The sequence below is a fragment of the Corallococcus sp. 4LFB genome, from assembly GCF_046520365.1.
GTDB lineage: Bacteria > Myxococcota > Myxococcia > Myxococcales > Myxococcaceae > Corallococcus > Corallococcus caeni.
Genome location: NZ_JBKGHJ010000171.1, coordinates 1 through 15591 on the forward strand (window position 1 = coordinate 1; position 15591 = coordinate 15591).

A 15591-nucleotide genomic window follows, 5' to 3' on the forward strand; every position below is an offset into this window, starting at 1 on the left:
CGCCGCGGCCCCGCACGGCCCGGGCGGCCCGCACGCCGGGGTGCCGCTGGGGACCTTCCCGGGGCTCGGCTCGCTGAGCCTGAACGGCCGCTTCGACCTCAACTACGAGCGCGTCAACTACAACGACCACCCCTTCAAGGCAGAGGGGGAGAGCGCGCTGCGCAGCTACCACCACTTCCTCTTCCTCACGCGGCAGTCCGCGGAAGATCCGGTGACCCTCACCCTGGAGGTCCTGTCGCTGCAGTTCTGGGAGGTGGGCGCCCGGATCAACGGGGCGTCCTGGCCGGTGAAGGTGTTCGCCAAGGGCGGCAAGGTGCTGGTGCCCTTTGGCGGGGATCCGCTCTTCCACCACAGCTACGGCGGGCTCGCCGGCTTCGACCAGCGGGTGCTCCCCGTCGTGTTCGCGCGGGAAGGCCTCACGGTGAACGTGGAGCGCAGCCTGGGGCCCCTGGCCCTCTCCGGCGACGCCTACGTCATCTCCGGCTACCGGCTGAAGCGCGCGGACGCGGTGCTCAACCTCCAGTCGGACCTGGCACCGCTGGAGGACACCCGCCTGGGCGTCGGGGCGAGGCTGGGCGCCTCGTGGGGGCCCATCAACCTCTGGTACTCGCCGTACTACAACTCACTGGGGTTCGGGCGCCGCCTGTTCCTCCAGGCGCTGGACGTGGCGGTGTGGCGTCCGCGCGGCCTCCCGGTGCTGGAGCACTTCTCCCTGGGCGCCGGGCTGCTGCGCGCGGATGTCTCCGGAGGCGAGGCGGAGGGCTACGGCGGGCCGGGCGCGGACTACTTCCACTTCGCCAGCTACCTCCAGCTGCGCTACCACCCCACGGACTGGCTCTACCTCCAGTACCGGCAGGGACTGCGCACCTTCGGGAACCGGCGGGGACTCATCCTGGATGGGAACGCGCTCACCCGGGAGGACGGCTCCAGCCACAACGTGGGCGTGATGGCCCGGTGGCGCGGCCTGAGCGCTGGCCTCTTCCAGTTCTGGAACCTGGAGAAGACAGACGAAACGCCGGACGACTTCACCCGGCTGGTGGTGGCGTATGAGTTCTGATTCCCGCATCCAGCCCCTGGCCGCGGTGCTCACGGCGGCGGTCGCGCTGCTCGTGGGCTGCGCGGACTTCGAGCGGGGCCCGGTCGCCGCCGACGCCGGTGTCCTGCCCGTCGATGGCGGCGGCGGGGATGGCGGCGGCGCCCTCTCCTTCGAGGCCGACGTGCATCCGCTCCTCACCAGCGGCTGTCAGAGCTGCCATCGCAGCGGAGGGGCCGCGGGCTCCACCTCCTTCCTGCTGACGGGCGACGCCGAGGCGGACTACGCGGCGACGAGCTCCCTGACGGACGCCTCCAATCCCTCCGCCAGCCGGCTGCTGCGCAAGGCCTCCGGCGCGGGCCACGGCGGCGGGGCCATCTACGGGGCGGACACCCCGGAGTACCAGACCCTCCTGTCGTGGATCTCCGGAGGCGCTCAACCATGACGTCTTTCTTTGCCGGGAAGGCTCCGATGAAACGCTCCCCGTTGCTCCTGGTCGGACCGCTGCTGCTGGCCCTGGCGCTGAGTGCCTGCGCCAAACTGGAGACACCCCACCCGGAGATTGTCACCGACGGTCCGCACTCGGTGCTCGTGGGCCAGACGCTCCAGCTCACCGCCACCACGCGCGAGGCCACCGACGACGGCTATCAATGGGAGAGTGAGAACCCGGCCATCGCCACCGTGGACGACGCCGGGCAGGTGACCGGCGTGGGCGCGGGGGAGACCGCGATCAAGGTCACCGGCGCGAGCTCCAAGCTGGAAGCCCGCCACGTGGTGGTGGTGATGGGCGCCCTCACGAGCGACGGCGGCGTGGACCCCAGCCAGGTGCCCTACTTCCTCGCGTGGTCGGGCTCGCCGCACGCGGACACCACCGCGGAGGCCTTCTCCCACTGGAACAAGGACGGCCTCGTCCCCACCAGCTGCGCGCGCTGCCACAGCTCCGAGGGCTACATCGACTTCCTGGGCGGTGACGGCTCCAACGTGGGCAAGGTGGATGCCCCCGCCCCGACGCAGTCGGTGGTCCGCTGCGAGACGTGCCACGACAGCGCCGCCGCCAGCCTGACCTCCGTCACCTTCCCCTCGGGCAAGAAGGTCACCGGCCTGGGCCCGGAGGCCCGGTGCGTGGTGTGCCACCAGGGACGCGCCTCGGGGAAGGACATCGACGCGCAGGTCGCGGACGCGGGCGTGGTGGGCGAGGACACGACCTCCCCCGCCCTCGGCTTCACCAACATCCATTACTACCCCGCGGGCGCGACGCTCTTCGCCAACCAGGCCGCGGGCGGCTACCAGTACGCGGATCAGACCTACGACTCCCGCTTCCGCCACGTGCCTGGCTTCGACAAGTGCAACGAGTGCCATGAGCCGCACAGCACGCGCGTCCGGTGGGACGCCTGCGCCACCTGCCACCCCGGGACGACGGACGTCACCAAGGCCTGGGACATCCGGCAGATCGCCTCGCGCAACCAGGACTACGACGGGGACAAGAACCGCACCGAGGGCATCTACTACGAGATTCAAGGCCTGCGGGAGCGGCTGCTCGCCGCCATCCAGCGCTACGGCGCGGAGCGCTCCCAGCCCCTCTGCTACGGCAACACCCACCCCTACTGGTTCAAGGACACCGACGGGGACGGGACGTGCGCGCCCGCGGAGTCCACCGCCGCCAACGCGTACGCCAGCTGGACGCCGCGCCTGCAGAAGGCGGCCTACAACTATCAACTCTCCCGGGTGGACCCGGGCGCGTTCGCGCACAACGCGAAGTACATCATCCAGCTGCTGCATGACTCGACCCAGGCGATGAACAAGGGGCTGAGCGTCCCCTTCGACACGTCCCTGCTGGTGCGCAACGACCCGGGCCACTTCAACGGCGCCAGCAAGGCGGCGCGCAACTGGGACACCAGCGAGACCGTCCAGGCCAGCTGCTCGCGCTGCCACAGCGGCGCGCAGGGCTACCGCTTCTTCGTCCAGTACGGCGTCGGGCAGCAGGTGCCGGAGACGGCCAACGGCCTGGAGTGCTCCACGTGCCATGAGAACTTCGAGCCGGACTACGACGTCTTCGTCCCCGCCCAGACGTGGCTGCCGGACGGCAAGACGGTGAACCTGCCGGGCCAGGACAACCTCTGCGCCAACTGCCACATCGGCCGTGCGTCCAAGGCCACCATCGACACGGCGCTGGCGGCGGGGGGCACGCCGCGCTTCCAGAACGTGCACTACCTGCCGGCCGCGGGGACGCGCGAAGGAACGCAGGTCCGCATCGGCTACGAGTACCCCAACAAGACCTACGCCGGCCGGCTCACGCACATGGGCGGCGTGCAGTGCACCAGCTGCCACGTCCCCGGCAAGAGCAACCACACCTTCCGCATCCAGGACGTGTGGGGCGAGCGCTGCAGGACGTGCCACGCGGACCAGACCGAGGCCGCGCAGCTCCGCGTCGTCCACGTGCTGGACTACGACGGCGACGGGAACACGGCGGAGTCCCTGGCTGCGGAGGTGGAGGGAATGGCCGCCCGCCTGCTGACCGCCATGCGCGGGGTGACAGCCAATGGCCTCTGCTACAACGGCGACGCCAATCCGTACTTCTTCAAGGACACGGACAAGGACGGCACCTGCAGCGCCACGGAGTCCGTCTCCTCCAATGCGTACGCGCCGTTCACGCCGGCGCTCGTGAAGGCAGCCCACAACTACCAGCTGAGCAAGAAGGACCCGGGCGCCTGGGCGCACAACTTCAACTACATCGGGCAGCTCCTCCATGACAGCGTGGAGGACCTCACCGGGGCGGCCCCCTTGAACATGCTCAGGCCTTGAGGGTGGAATCCGGGCAGGAGCACCGTCGCGCGCAGGGGAAGGCCCGGCGCGCGACGGCTGCCCAAGGACCCCGGACCCATGAAGCCCTTCTTGCTCTCCCAGCCCTCCCCCGCAGCACGCCCTGCCCGTTGGGCATTGCTCGTCCCATTGCTCGCCCTGCTGGGCGGTCCGGTCGCATGTGGTGACGACCCGGACGAGCCGCGTCCCGACGGCGGTACCCAGACCGTGGACGCGGGCACGGACGCCGACGCGGGCACCGACGGCGGCACGGCGGCGTGCACCCCGAGCGGCTGGGTCGACACGCCCCCGGACCTGGGCGTCCTCCAGGACACGTCGCTGGACGTCCTCGTCCGGCTGCGCGCCGTCCCGGGCCTCACGGTGCAGGAGAACCCCAACGGGGCGAACGTGCCAGCGGGCTACCGGTTCTTCCACCTGAAATACAACCAGCCGTCGGACCACGCCCACCCGGAGTGCCAGCGCTTCGAGCAGTTCGCCACGCTGCTGCACAAGGCGGACACCCGCCCGATGGTGCTCTATACGACCGGCTACAACATCTCCACCGCGGTCGGCCGCTCGGAGCTCCAGCAGCTGCTGTCCGGCAACCAGCTCTCCGTGGAGCATCGCTTCTTCAAGTCCAGCACTCCGTCCCCCACGGACTGGAGCCACCTGACCATCCGCCAGTCCGCGGACGACTTCCACCGCCTCACCCAGGCGCTCAAGCCCCTCTACACCGGCAAGTGGGTGTCCACGGGCAGCAGCAAGGGCGGTGAGACGGTGGTGTTCTTCCGCCGCTTCCACCCGGACGACGTGGACGCCACCGTGGCGTACGTGGCGCCCATCGCGAAGCGCAACGACGAGCGCTTCGTGACGTTCCAGGACGGCGTCGGCGGTGAAGCGCAGGCCGCCTGCCGCGAGCGGCTGTGGGCCTTCCAGCGCGAGGTGCTCTCGCGCCGGGAGAACATGCTGAAGCTGCTGAAGGACTACGCGGTGGACCAGAACTCGACGTACTCGCAGCTCGGCTTCGAGCTGGCGCTGGAGCACGGCGCCATCGAGACCTACTTCGCCTTCTGGCAGTACGACAGCGCGTCGCGCTGCGCCCAGAGCATCCCCGACCCCACCGCGACGGACCAGGAGCTGTTCGACGCGATGGACCAGCAGGTCGGCATGAACTCCTTCTCGGACGAGGGCCTCCAGAACTACGCGGCCTACTTCTACCAGGCCGCGGTGGAGCTGGGCTGGCCCCAGCCCTACGAGAAGCACCTGGGCGCCCTCATCCACTTCCCGGACACCGACACCGGTGAGGTGTACTCGCCGCCCGGCATCCCGTACGTGTTCCGTCCGCAGGCCATGCCGGACATCCAGGACTGGGTGTCCACGCAGGGCCAGCGCCTGATGTTCATCTACGGCAGCCATGACCCGTGGACGGCGGCGGCCTACGTGCTGGGCAACGCGCAGGACTCCTACCTGTACCCGGTGCCGGGCGGGAACCACGGCTCACGCATCAGCCAGCTCCCGGCGGAGCAGCAGGCGGAGGCGAAGGCCACCCTCAACCGCTGGATGGGCCTCTCGCCGCTGAAGCGCGCCACCCGGTTCGAGCCGTCGGAGGAGCCGCCCGTCTTCGGGCCCCACGTACCGCCCCGCCTGCGCGAGGCGTCGCGGAACTAGTCCGACTGTCGGACAGGTTTCGGGCCGTCCCGGGGTGCTCCCTGGGACGGCCCGTCGTCATTTCACGCCTCCGGACCGGCAATGTCCGGAGGAGCGGGGTTCAGCACTAGAACGCGGTGCCGCTGGCGCGCTGGCCGGGCGAGCGGCTCAGGCTGGACACGCTCGTGTGCAGCACGAAGCTGCCCGACGCGGACGCATCCGGGCTGCGGTTGGCGGACACGCCGTCCGTGCCCGCGAGCGACGAGGCGAAGGTCGCCGTGTCCACCGCCGTGCCCGCGCTGTTCTTCAGCGTGACGGTGTCGCCGCTGTTGCCCAGGCCCAGCGCGCCCGTGGACGCGGCCACCGCGCCCGTCATGCCGGACGGGATGCCGGACGCGCCGCCGAACACCACCACCGCCTTGCCCGCCGCCACGGACGTGCCGCTGGCGAAGGTGTGGCGCACGCCCGTGTTGTCAGACACCGTCCAGCCGCTCAGGTCCACCGCCGCGGTGCCGCTGTTGACCAGCTCCACGAACTCGCCGCTCACGACCGAGCCCGGCTCGTTGATGAGCACCTCGTTGATGAACACGTTGCCCGTGCCGCCGGAGCCGCCCGTGGTGATGGCGAAGGCCGCGTTGGACAGGTCGCTGATGGCGGTGTTGCTCGCGTCGCTCACCCGCACCCACGCGTTGGTGCTGGCGCTGGAGGGCACCGTCCACGCCACGCTGCCGCCGGACGCGCCCGTGCTGGAGGTCAGCGTCGTCCAGGTGGAGCCGTTCAGCGAGTACTCCACCTTCACGTTGGTGACGCCGGACGAGGACCAGGTGATGGTGTGCGACGAGCCGCCCACCCAGCTCTCGCCACCGTTCGGCGACAGCACCGTCACGGAGGAGGACGTGGTGCCATCCCCCGGGATGAGGAAGTCCTTGATGACGCCCATGTGCTGCATGCCGGACACGCCGCTGTCGCCCGACAAAGCCGGGGAGATGTCGGAGATGGGCGAGTACACGCGCGTGTCCGCCACCAGGCCGTTGGCGAAGGTGCTGGAGCCCATCACCACCGACGTCTGGTAGGCGCGCAGGTCGCTGTCCACCAGCACGTGGTCGTACGGCGAGCTGCGGCCCGCGTTGGTGTTGGTGTTGCCGTTGCGATCCGCCGGGTACGGCGACGCCGTGGACACCACGCTGGAGAAGGTGCTGAAGCACGCCTCGCCGCGGCTGCCGGTGTTGAAGTCGCCGCCAATCACCAGGTAGTCGCTGGCGGGCACGTTGGCGTTGATGAACCTCACCAGGTTGGAGGCCTCCGTGTTGCGGACGCTGGAGCCGCTCGTCAGCAGGTGCACGCTGACGGCCCACAGGTCCTTGGAGCCCGGGATGTCGATGCGCGCCCACGCGAAGTCGCGGTTGGACACCTGCGTGTCATCCCACTCGCCAGCGGCGATGATGGGGTAGCGGCTGATGATGCCGTTCGGAATCTGCGCGCCGCCCTCGCGGAAGTAGGAGAAGCCCGTGCCGAAGGTGGTGTCCACGAAGGCGCGGAGGTCCGCCGCGGAGTTCGTCTTGTAGTTGAACTCCTGGATCATCACGACGTCGGGGTCGGTGCCCTGGAGGATGCGGATGCCGTGGCCCGGGTCGTAGTCCTGCCCGTTGCCGCTGGTCAGGTTGGCCGCCATCAGGCGCAGCCGCACGTTCGCCAGCGAGTCCTCGCGCGCGACGAGCTCCGGCGCCGCCGCCTCCGCGTCCGCCTCCACGGAACCACCGCACGCGCTGAGCGCCGCGCAGACCAGCATGAAGGACCACGTACGCCAGGAGGCGGCAGGCCGCCGGAAGAGGTCTTGTTTCAGGCTCACGATGTTTCACCCTGCTCCCGGTGAATCCGGGAGCACTAGAGGTTCAAGGACGTCACGGCAGCGCCGCGGACGCAGTATTCCGCGTACACGACGCCACCGCCGTTTATCCGTCACATTCCTTGAAACGTTGCGTGAGCGGCGCATCCCGCCCGGCGGGGACGCGCAATGTTACACATTGTTACATCGCGGCCGCGGTGGACAGCGCGACGAAGGCGTAGCGCAGACCTTTACCCAGGGTGACGAAGACGACGAAGGGCAAGGGGCGCACGCCCACGAAGCCGCCCGCGAGCACGAACGCGTCCCCCAGGATGGGCAGCCACGCCATGAGCAGGGCGGGAGCCCCCCAGGTGCGCAGGTTCGCCTCCACCCGGGCCATGCGGGGGCCTTCCTTCTCCCGGCGGCGCGCCACCCAGCGGCCCAGGGCCCCGCCACCGCCGCGCGACACCCACTGCCCCAGGATGTAGAGCGTCACCGCCCCGAGCACGTTGCCCACGGTGGCCACCACGGTGGCCATCACCGGCGGCGTGCCGTTGTAGATGAGGGCGGCGAGCATCGCCTCGGAGGGCACCGGCACCACGGAGCCCGCGAGCATGGCGACGAAGAACATCCCGGGGAGGCCCCAGGTGGACAGGGTGGACGGCTCGGCGGGCATGGGCGGCCTGGGCCATACACCCGGTCCGGGGCGTTCGTCTTGTCCGGCGTGTCGCTCCCTTCCTTGCTCGCCAGCCCCGTTCCCCGGGGCCAGGGAGTGTCGGACGGCGCGCCCCTCCCGGCGGCACGGGTTGTAGGCGCGGGTGGGGGTCACCATCCTCCCCGCCATGCGACGCTCGACGCGCGAACGCCCAGGCCTGCGGTCCATCGACACCGAGGATGAGCGGATCGCCTCCCTGCTCATCGCGGAGCCTCCGGCGCTGCACTTCGAGGGCTCCCGGGACCTGGTGGTGCGGCTGCGCGACGGGCGCCGCTTCGTCCTCACCGTGCTCACCCTGGAGACGCTGGAGGCGCGGCTGGGCAGTGCGCCGTCCTACGTGGCCCCCGGCATCGTCCTGGTGCGCCGGCTGTCCGACGGCGCCCTGCTGCACGCGGTGCGCTCCGCGCTGGACCAGGGCCTGGAGCGGTTCGGCACGCTCCAGCCGCCCATTGAAGAATGAGGCGCGGGCCCCGGGGTGGGACGCGTTGAGGACGGCGGTGCTACAGGCCGGGTTCACGGTGGGAACCGGACGCCGCATCGCGGCGCGCGCGTGACTTCCTCCGGGAAGCCCTGGGCCGTGACTATGCTGCGCGCCCGATGGATGAACCCGGCCTGCAATACCCCGGAGAAGCCCTGCGCAGCTGGCTGCGCCAGTTCGCGAAGACACCGCTGGCCGAGCCGACCCTGAAGCTGCTGGTCGTCCTGGCGGACACGGTGTTCTTCGCGAGCCTGGGCCGGGAGGAGGGCGAGGCCACGCGCGTGCGCATCGCCTACCACGCGCAGGGGTTGCAGGGCCTGCAGGCGGTGCGTGAGACGGTCTACATCGGCGGCGCGAAGGGCAAGCGGCAGGCGTGGGAGACGCTGCCCCTGGAGCCCAAGTCGAGCATCACCGACTTCAGCGTGGAGGCGCTGGTGAAGCTGGCGCCCGCGGCGCACCTGCCGCGCACGGCGGTGGTGGTGGGGCCGCGCGAGGGCAAGCTGCGCATCCAGGGGCTGGCGCGCCGGGTGGAGTACACGGAGTTCCACGCCGAGGGCGAGGAGGACGTCTTCATCCTCCACGCGCCGACGCCGGGCCACCTGGTGGTGAGCACGCAGGGACGCGAGGTGTTCCGCTACGAGCAGGGCGCGCCGGTGCCGCCGGGGCGCCGCGTGGCGCTGCACGACCTGCTCTTCCACGAGGACAGCGCGGTGCGCTCGGCGCTGATGGAGAGCTGCGCCACGCTGGTGGAGTCCCTGCCGAAGGTGCAGCCGCTGATGGGCGGCAACCGCGAGTGGTACGTGTCCAACGCGGTGCAGGGGCTCATCCGGAAGATGGCCGGGCTGCACCACGGCGGGCTCATCGCGCTGCTCCCCAAGCAGCACGACATGGAGCGCTTCCGCACGCGAGGCAAGTACGTGTTGCCGCCGGAGCAGGGCTCGCTGCTGCGTCAGCGGTTGCAGCGCTTCGTGCAGGCGCGGGCGGACCTCATCAACGGCGCGTGGCAGGCGGAGGCCGGCAAGGCGGCGGACGAGGAAGAGGATCCGGAGCTGAAGAAGGCCGCCGCCGAGCACGACGACAAGGCGACGGAGAGCGACTTCCAGGCGCTGGTGGAGAGCATCGGGCAGTTCACCGCGGTGGACAACGCGCTGGTGCTGGGGCCGGAGCTGGAGGTGCTCTGCGCGGGGTATCAGATTGCCATCCCGCGCAGCGGTCCGCCGCAGGTCTTCGAGGCGCGCACGCTCCAGGGAAGGCCCGGGCCGCACTACCCCATCAGCCAGCACGGCTCGCGCCACCGCGCCGCGGCCGTCTTCGCCAACCAGCACTCCGGCGCCATCGTGTTCGTGGCCTCCCAGGACGGCCCGCTCCGCTGCCTGCACCGGCCGCCCGGCAAGAAGAAGGTGCTGCTCTGGAGCCTCCTGCTGATGGAGGACTGAAGCGCGCTGGGGAGGCAGGCATGAAGCGGCTGGGCTGGGCATTGCTGCTGGGACTGCTCGTGTCGGGCTGCGCGACGACGCGCGTCGTGCGGCTGGAACCGGACGACGGCGAGCGGGTCGCCGTCACGCCCCGGGAGGACGCGTCCTCTTCCGAGGCCCGGCTGGAGGAGGACGAGTTCAAGGTGGCCGTGAGGACGCTCGCGCGGGACGTGCGGCCCTCCGCCCATCCCATGCGCCAGGCGCGGGAGCTGTTCGGCCTGCCGGAGCGCAGCGGCCTCTTCGGCTTCCAGGAGCACACCCGGCGGATCGTCCCACTGTGCGTACCTGGGCGTGGACACCGTGTGGACCCTCCTCGATGGCTGGGTGACACTGGTGCGCCACGTGGACCAGGCCACCACGTTCCTCCAGGTGCGTGACGCGGGCGAGGCCTACGGAGCGGTGCTGGGCAGGAACGCCGCGCGCGTCTTCGTGATGCTGGCCACGGCGGCCATAGGCAACACGGCGGGACTCGCGATGAAGGCCCCGACCCTGCCGGGTTCCGCGCAGGCCGCGGTCGCGGTGGAGACGCAGGCGGGCCTCCAGTACGTGGCGATTGCAGGCGTGCGCTCCGTGGCCATGACGGCCGAGGGCTTCACCATCGCGCTCGCGCCCAACGCGGTCGCGATGTCATCACGGCCCGGCAAGCCCCAGCGTCACCACCTGGCCACCATCCGGAATGAGAAGTCCGCGAAGACCGGTGGTCCTTGGCCCCCGCTCTTCCGGCGCATCTTCAAGAAGGCAGGGATGGAGCTGAAAGACCCGGAGAACATCGTCGAGGTTCCGGGCCACCGGGGACCGCACCCTGCCGAGTACCACCAACTCGTCCATGACAGGTTGAGGCAGGTGACTTCCGGCTGCCGCAGCGTGGAGGCCTGCCGTGATGCCTTGACCGGAGCCCTCAGGATCCTCGCCGAGCAAGCCAGAACGAAGGGCACGGAACTCAACCGCTTGCTGACCCAAGGCCACCGACAGCCACGACCATGACAGCCCGCTACTTCCGATTGTCAGAAGACGTCTACGCACCGGGGCGCTGGTATCTGGGTGATCCCGTGGATGAACAATCCGTAGAGCTCGAAGACCCATGGATGTTCAGCGCGGGGAAGTCCATCCATGCCCCAGGCCACCTCCGATTTCCCATCGACGAGCCTGGAAAGCCGCTGGACTACTCCGAAGCGGGCCTCGGAGGCACGCCCATCGTTCACGTCAAGCTGGCCACCGTCTTCGCGGAGCTTGCACCCAATGACGTCCAGCTCTTCGCGGTGGACATCCCGGGATGCCCTGAGCAGTTCAGCATGCTCGTGGCCACCCGGTTGATCCGCTGCATCGACGACAAGGCATCCCGGGAAGTGGAGCACTGGGATCCCATCAAGCACAAACAGCCCGAGAAGGCAGGCCAGTACTACTCCGTCGCGGGAATGCGTATCGACCCCTCGAAGGTGGGCGACGCCAAGGTCTTCCGCACCTGGGGCTGGTCCATCGCCCTCATCGTCTCCGAGGACCTGAAGACGGCCCTGGAGCGCACCCGCGCCACCGGCATGCGCTTCACGGAAGTGTAGGGACGTCAGGCCGGAAGTCGGCGAGGGCCCTGGTACAAGCCCAATATTGTCATGGTACAATCCAGACCATGTCCCGCTCCAATTGGAAGCCGCGCCTGAAACGCTCCGATGGCCCCCTGTATGGGGCGCTCGTCGATGCGCTCGCGGCGGACATCAGCGCGGGGAAGCTGCGCGCGGGGGACCGGCTGCCCACGCATCGGGAGCTCGCGAGCACGCTGGGGACTTCGCCAGGCACCGTGACCCGGGCCTACGCGGAGGCGGAGCGGCGGGGACTCATCTGGAGCCAGGTGGGCAATGGGACGTTCGTGCGGGACCTGCGGGAGGGAGACCACTACTCGCCCCAGCTCGACCGGACCCGCATCGACCTGGGACCCACTGCGGTGCCCATCGTCCCCGGGGACGTGGGACATCTGGCGCTGGCCGCCGCGCTCCGGCGGCTGGGCGAGCGCGCGGACCTGGGCGCGCTCAGTGGCTATCAGCCGCACGCGGGCACTGGCGCCCAGCGGGCGGCGGGGGCTCGCTGGTTGGAGCTCGCGGGCGTTCCGGCCACGAGCGACGAGGTCCTCGTGTGCGGCGGCGCCCAGCACGCGACCTTGATGGTCTTGTCCCTGCTCGCGACCCCGGGCGGCCTGCTGGTGGAGGACGTCACCTATCCGGGGGTCCTCGCCGCGGCGGAGCTGCTCCGGCTGCCCACGCACCCGGTGGCGCTCGACGCGGAGGGGCTGGTGCCGGAGGCGCTCGCGGAGGCCTGCCGGAGGACGAAGGCGCGGGTGCTCTACTGCACGCCCACGAACCACAACCCGACCACGGCCGTCATGCCGCTGAAACGGCGGCAGGCGCTGGTCGAGGTCTGCCGGGAGTTCGACGTCACCGTCATTGAAAACGGCGCGCTGGCGCCGCTCGTGGCGAAGGCGCCCGCGCCCCTGGCCGCCCTGGCCCCCGAGCGCACGTATCACCTGGCGAGCCTGTCCAAGGCCGTGCTGCCCGCGCTGCGCGTCGGCTACATCCGGGCGCCGGTCCATGCACGGCTGGCGCTGGAGCAGGCCGCCGCGGCGACGGTCTGGTCGGGGTCGCCCCTCTTGCATGAGCTGGCCACGCAATGGGTGACGGACGGCACCGCCGAGTCCCTCCGCGACGCGCGCCGGGCCGAAGCCACGGCCCGCCAGTCCCTGGCCGCGAAGGTGTTGAAGGGCCATCCCTACGTCGCGCACGCCAGCGCGTACTTCCTGTGGATGCCCATTCCCGAGCATCGCCGCGCCACGGGACTGGTCGAGGAGCCGCCGCGCGCGACGTGCTGCTCGGCCCGGCGCACCTGTTCTCGGCCCGGCCGGGCCATGCGCCCAATGCGCTCCGCGTGTCACTGGGCGCGGCCGGCTCCCGCGAGGAGCTGGAGCGGGGACTGAAGACGCTGGCGGAGCTGCTCTCCGCCCCTGCCCCCCGCCGCCTGGCGTGACGTTCCCATCCACCCCTTCCTGGAGCCTGCCCATGACGCCTCCCCTGCCCCGCCGTGATGGACTCCTGTCGCGTGCGCGCATCGCGCTGCTCCTCGCGGGGCTCGCCGTCCCCTGGATGACGGCGGCGGGAGCGGAGGCCAGCGACGCGCTCCAGGCGCGGCTCGACTTCTCGCAGGCCTCGCTCCGCTGGCCGGACCGCATCCGGGACACGCTGACGCCGCCCCGGTGGCTGCCCGAGGGCGAGCGGTTCGTGTACGGGTCCAGGGTGGAGCCCTACCGGGACACCTGGGTCCTGGTGGATGCGCAGCGGCGCACCCAGCAGCCCCTGCTGGACGCGGCGTCGCTGCGCTCCCAGCTCACGCAGCTGCTCGGCAAACCGGTGACGTTGCCGCCGGTCATGCCCTTCACGCTCACCCCCGACGCGAAGGCCCTCGTCTTCGCCGTCCAGGGCCGGGCGTTCTCGCTGGGTCTCACGGGCAAGCGGCTCGTGGCGGTGGAGCCCACGCATCCGGTCGCGCTATCGCTCGTGCCCGGCAACGTCCTGTCACCGGACGGTGGGGCGGTCGCGGTGCAGCGGGACACGGGGTTCGCGGTGGTGGACGCGAAGGGCGCCGCCCGCGTGGAGCGCACCGGCACGGAGGACGCGCCGTGGCGGTTGCCGGAAGCGGCGTGGTCCCCCCAGGGCCGGTTCGTGGCGGTCTGGCGCGACGACATGCGGGGCATGCACCGGCTCCCGCTGGTGGACTACTCCACCCCGGTGGAGAAGGTGACGTGGGTCCCCTACTCCAAGACGGGCACGCCGCTGATGCGCTCGGAGCTGCACTTCGTCACGGTGGAGACGGGGCAGGTGGCCCCCGCGCAGGGTGACGCCGCGGAGAGCTACGACTGGCTCGCGGGCTGGCGTCCGGACGGCCGTGAAGCGCTGGTGCTCCAGCTCTCCCGGAACGGCAAGCGGCTGGACCTGGTGGCGGTGGACCCGGCGACGGGCAAGCGCCGCCGCGTGCTGCGGGAGGAGCGCAAGGACACGTTCGTGGGGGCGCTGGACTTCGTGGTGGGCGGCTGGGCCCAGCAGGTGAAGCCGCTGCCGGACAACCAGCACTTCCTCTGGATGTCCGAGCGCGATGGCTGGCGCCACGTCTACCTGTATGACTATTCCGGCAGGCTCGTGCGCCAGCTGACCCGGGGCGCGTTTCCGGTCCACGCGGTGGTGGGCATCGCGCCGAAGTCGGACGTCTTCTTCGTGCTCGCCTCCGCGGAGTCCGGGGCGCCCTATGACCGGTTGGTGTATCGGGCGCCGATTGCGGGCGGGGCGCTGAAGCGGCTGTCGCCGGAGCCCGGCATGCACCGGCCCGTGCTGTCACCGTCCACGCGGTCCTTCGTGGATGGGCACTCCACGCGGGAGCAGCCCCGGGTCTGGGACGTGGCGTCCACGGACGGGCGCGCGTCCTTCCGCTTCGCGAAGGCGGACACGAGCGCCCTGGCGGAGCTGCACTACACGCCGCCGGAGGGAATCACGGTCAAGGCCGCGGACGGCGTCACGCCCCTGTACGGCGTGCTGTACAAGCCCTGGAACTTCGACCCGAAGAAGCGCTACCCGGTCATCGACGTCATCTACGCGGGGCCGTTCACCACGGTGGTGCCCTGGAGCTACGTGGGCCCCTACGAGTCCGTCATCGCGCATTCGCTGGCACAGCTCGGGTTCATCACGATGGTGCTGGATGCACGGGGGACGCCGGGGCGGAGCAAGGCCTTCCAGGACGTGAACTACGGCCGCGTGGGCCAGACGGAGATTCCGGACCACGTCGCGGCGCTGAAGCAGGCGGCCGCCAGCCGGCCCTACATGGACCTGGAGCGGGTGGGCATCCACGGCCACTCCTGGGGAGGCTACTTCGCGCTGCGGGGCATGCTGACGGCGCCGGAGTTCTTCAAGGCGGGCTACGCGGGAGCGCCGGGGGCCCTGACGGAAGAAGCCGTCATCAACGAGCCCAACATGGGCCTGCTGTCGGAGAACCCCGAGGGCTACGCGGCGGGCTCCAACGAAGCCCTGGCGGACAAGCTCCAGGGGGCGCTCAAGCTGATGCACGGCACGAGCGACGTGAACGCCTCGCTGTCCACGACGATGCGGATGGCCCAGGCGCTGGTGCGGGCGAACAAGCCCTTCGACCTGTTGATCATGCCCGGCGAGGGACACGGCCCCGAAGGCAGGTACTACCAGGACGACGTGCGCCGGTTCTTCCTGCGGGAGCTGGGTGAGCCCCGGTGAAGCGGCTGGGCTGGGCATTGCTGCTGGGACGGGTTTGATCACCCCTCGCGCGGCACGTTGCCCTCCAGGCCCGGCGCCGCCAGCGCCATGCCCAGCGCGGCCACCGCCGTGAGCCCCGCGGCGATGGCGAACTGGGTGGCGAAGTGCCCTCGCGCCAGCGACAGCGCCGCCACCGCCAGGGACCCGCCCAACAGCCGCATCGAATAGAGCGTGCTCGTCACGATGCCCCGGTACCGCCACGGCGCCCGCGACTGCGGCCCCAGGAGCGAGCTGCTCGCCGCCGGTCCCACGCCCATGCCCACCAACGCCAGCGCCGCGAACGTGGCCGGAATCCCCCAGCCCCGCA

Annotated in this window: 11 protein-coding genes and 2 pseudogenes; 10 read left to right on the forward strand and 3 right to left on the reverse strand. The window is 70.7% G+C overall.

Annotated features, from left to right (window positions below; all coding sequences use genetic code 11):
- The 4 genes from ACLEQD_RS19520 to ACLEQD_RS19535 all read left to right on the forward strand — a co-directional run.
- A partial coding sequence (locus tag ACLEQD_RS19520) for a hypothetical protein (protein ID WP_410385812.1) occupies window positions 1-1057 on the forward strand: 1057 nt, incomplete at its 5' end.
- A complete protein-coding gene (locus ACLEQD_RS19525) occupies window positions 1047-1478 on the forward strand; it encodes a hypothetical protein (RefSeq protein ID WP_410385813.1) in 432 nt (143 codons plus the stop codon). The genes ACLEQD_RS19520 and ACLEQD_RS19525, both read left to right, overlap by 11 nt.
- 26 nt (window positions 1479-1504) lie before the next feature.
- Entirely contained in the window at window positions 1505-3835 is a 2331-nt protein-coding gene (locus ACLEQD_RS19530) for an Ig domain-containing protein (RefSeq protein WP_410385814.1), read from the forward strand.
- A gap of 78 nt (window positions 3836-3913) precedes the next feature.
- Window positions 3914-5500 carry a S28 family serine protease gene (locus ACLEQD_RS19535; protein ID WP_410385815.1) on the forward strand — a complete coding sequence of 529 codons (1587 nt, stop codon included), beginning with the start codon at window positions 3914-3916 and terminating at the stop codon, window positions 5498-5500.
- A 106-nt stretch (window positions 5501-5606) separates the two neighbouring features.
- Here ACLEQD_RS19535 and ACLEQD_RS19540 read toward each other — a convergent pair whose 3' ends face one another.
- The gene (locus ACLEQD_RS19540; RefSeq protein WP_410385821.1) at window positions 5607-7268 is read right to left on the reverse strand and encodes a lamin tail domain-containing protein; all 1662 of its coding nucleotides are present in this window, start codon (window positions 7266-7268) and stop codon (window positions 5607-5609) included.
- A 238-nt stretch (window positions 7269-7506) separates the two neighbouring features.
- The gene (locus ACLEQD_RS19545; RefSeq protein ID WP_171418268.1) at window positions 7507-7980 is read right to left on the reverse strand and encodes a YqaA family protein; all 474 of its coding nucleotides are present in this window, start codon (window positions 7978-7980) and stop codon (window positions 7507-7509) included.
- 166 nt (window positions 7981-8146) lie between these two features.
- Here ACLEQD_RS19545 and ACLEQD_RS19550 point away from each other — a divergent pair, with 166 nt between their 5' ends.
- The 6 genes and pseudogenes from ACLEQD_RS19550 to ACLEQD_RS19575 all read left to right on the forward strand — a co-directional run bounded on the left by ACLEQD_RS19550 (window position 8147) and on the right by ACLEQD_RS19575 (window position 15245).
- On the forward strand, window positions 8147-8479 hold the full coding sequence (locus ACLEQD_RS19550) for a hypothetical protein (protein ID WP_410385816.1): 333 nt from the start codon (window positions 8147-8149) through the stop codon (window positions 8477-8479).
- 137 nt (window positions 8480-8616) lie between these two features.
- Entirely contained in the window at window positions 8617-9933 is a 1317-nt protein-coding gene (locus ACLEQD_RS19555) for a putative sensor domain DACNV-containing protein (RefSeq protein WP_410385817.1), read from the forward strand.
- A 20-nt stretch (window positions 9934-9953) separates the two neighbouring features.
- A pseudogene (locus ACLEQD_RS19560) lies at window positions 9954-10956 on the forward strand (AHH domain-containing protein).
- Window positions 10953-11528 (forward strand): imm11 family protein, encoded by a 576-nt coding sequence (locus ACLEQD_RS19565; RefSeq protein ID WP_410385818.1) that lies wholly within the window; start codon window positions 10953-10955, stop codon window positions 11526-11528. Before ACLEQD_RS19560 ends, ACLEQD_RS19565 begins: the two are co-directional and overlap by 4 nt.
- 68 nt (window positions 11529-11596) lie before the next feature.
- A complete protein-coding gene (locus tag ACLEQD_RS19570) occupies window positions 11597-12931 on the forward strand; it encodes a PLP-dependent aminotransferase family protein (protein WP_410385819.1) in 1335 nt (444 codons plus the stop codon).
- 82 nt (window positions 12932-13013) lie between these two features.
- Window positions 13014-15245 carry a DPP IV N-terminal domain-containing protein gene (locus tag ACLEQD_RS19575; protein ID WP_410385820.1) on the forward strand — a complete coding sequence of 744 codons (2232 nt, stop codon included), beginning with the start codon at window positions 13014-13016 and terminating at the stop codon, window positions 15243-15245.
- Between the two features lie 38 nt (window positions 15246-15283).
- Here ACLEQD_RS19575 and ACLEQD_RS19580 read toward each other — a convergent pair.
- A pseudogene (locus tag ACLEQD_RS19580) lies at window positions 15284-15591 on the reverse strand (MFS transporter); the annotation flags it as partial.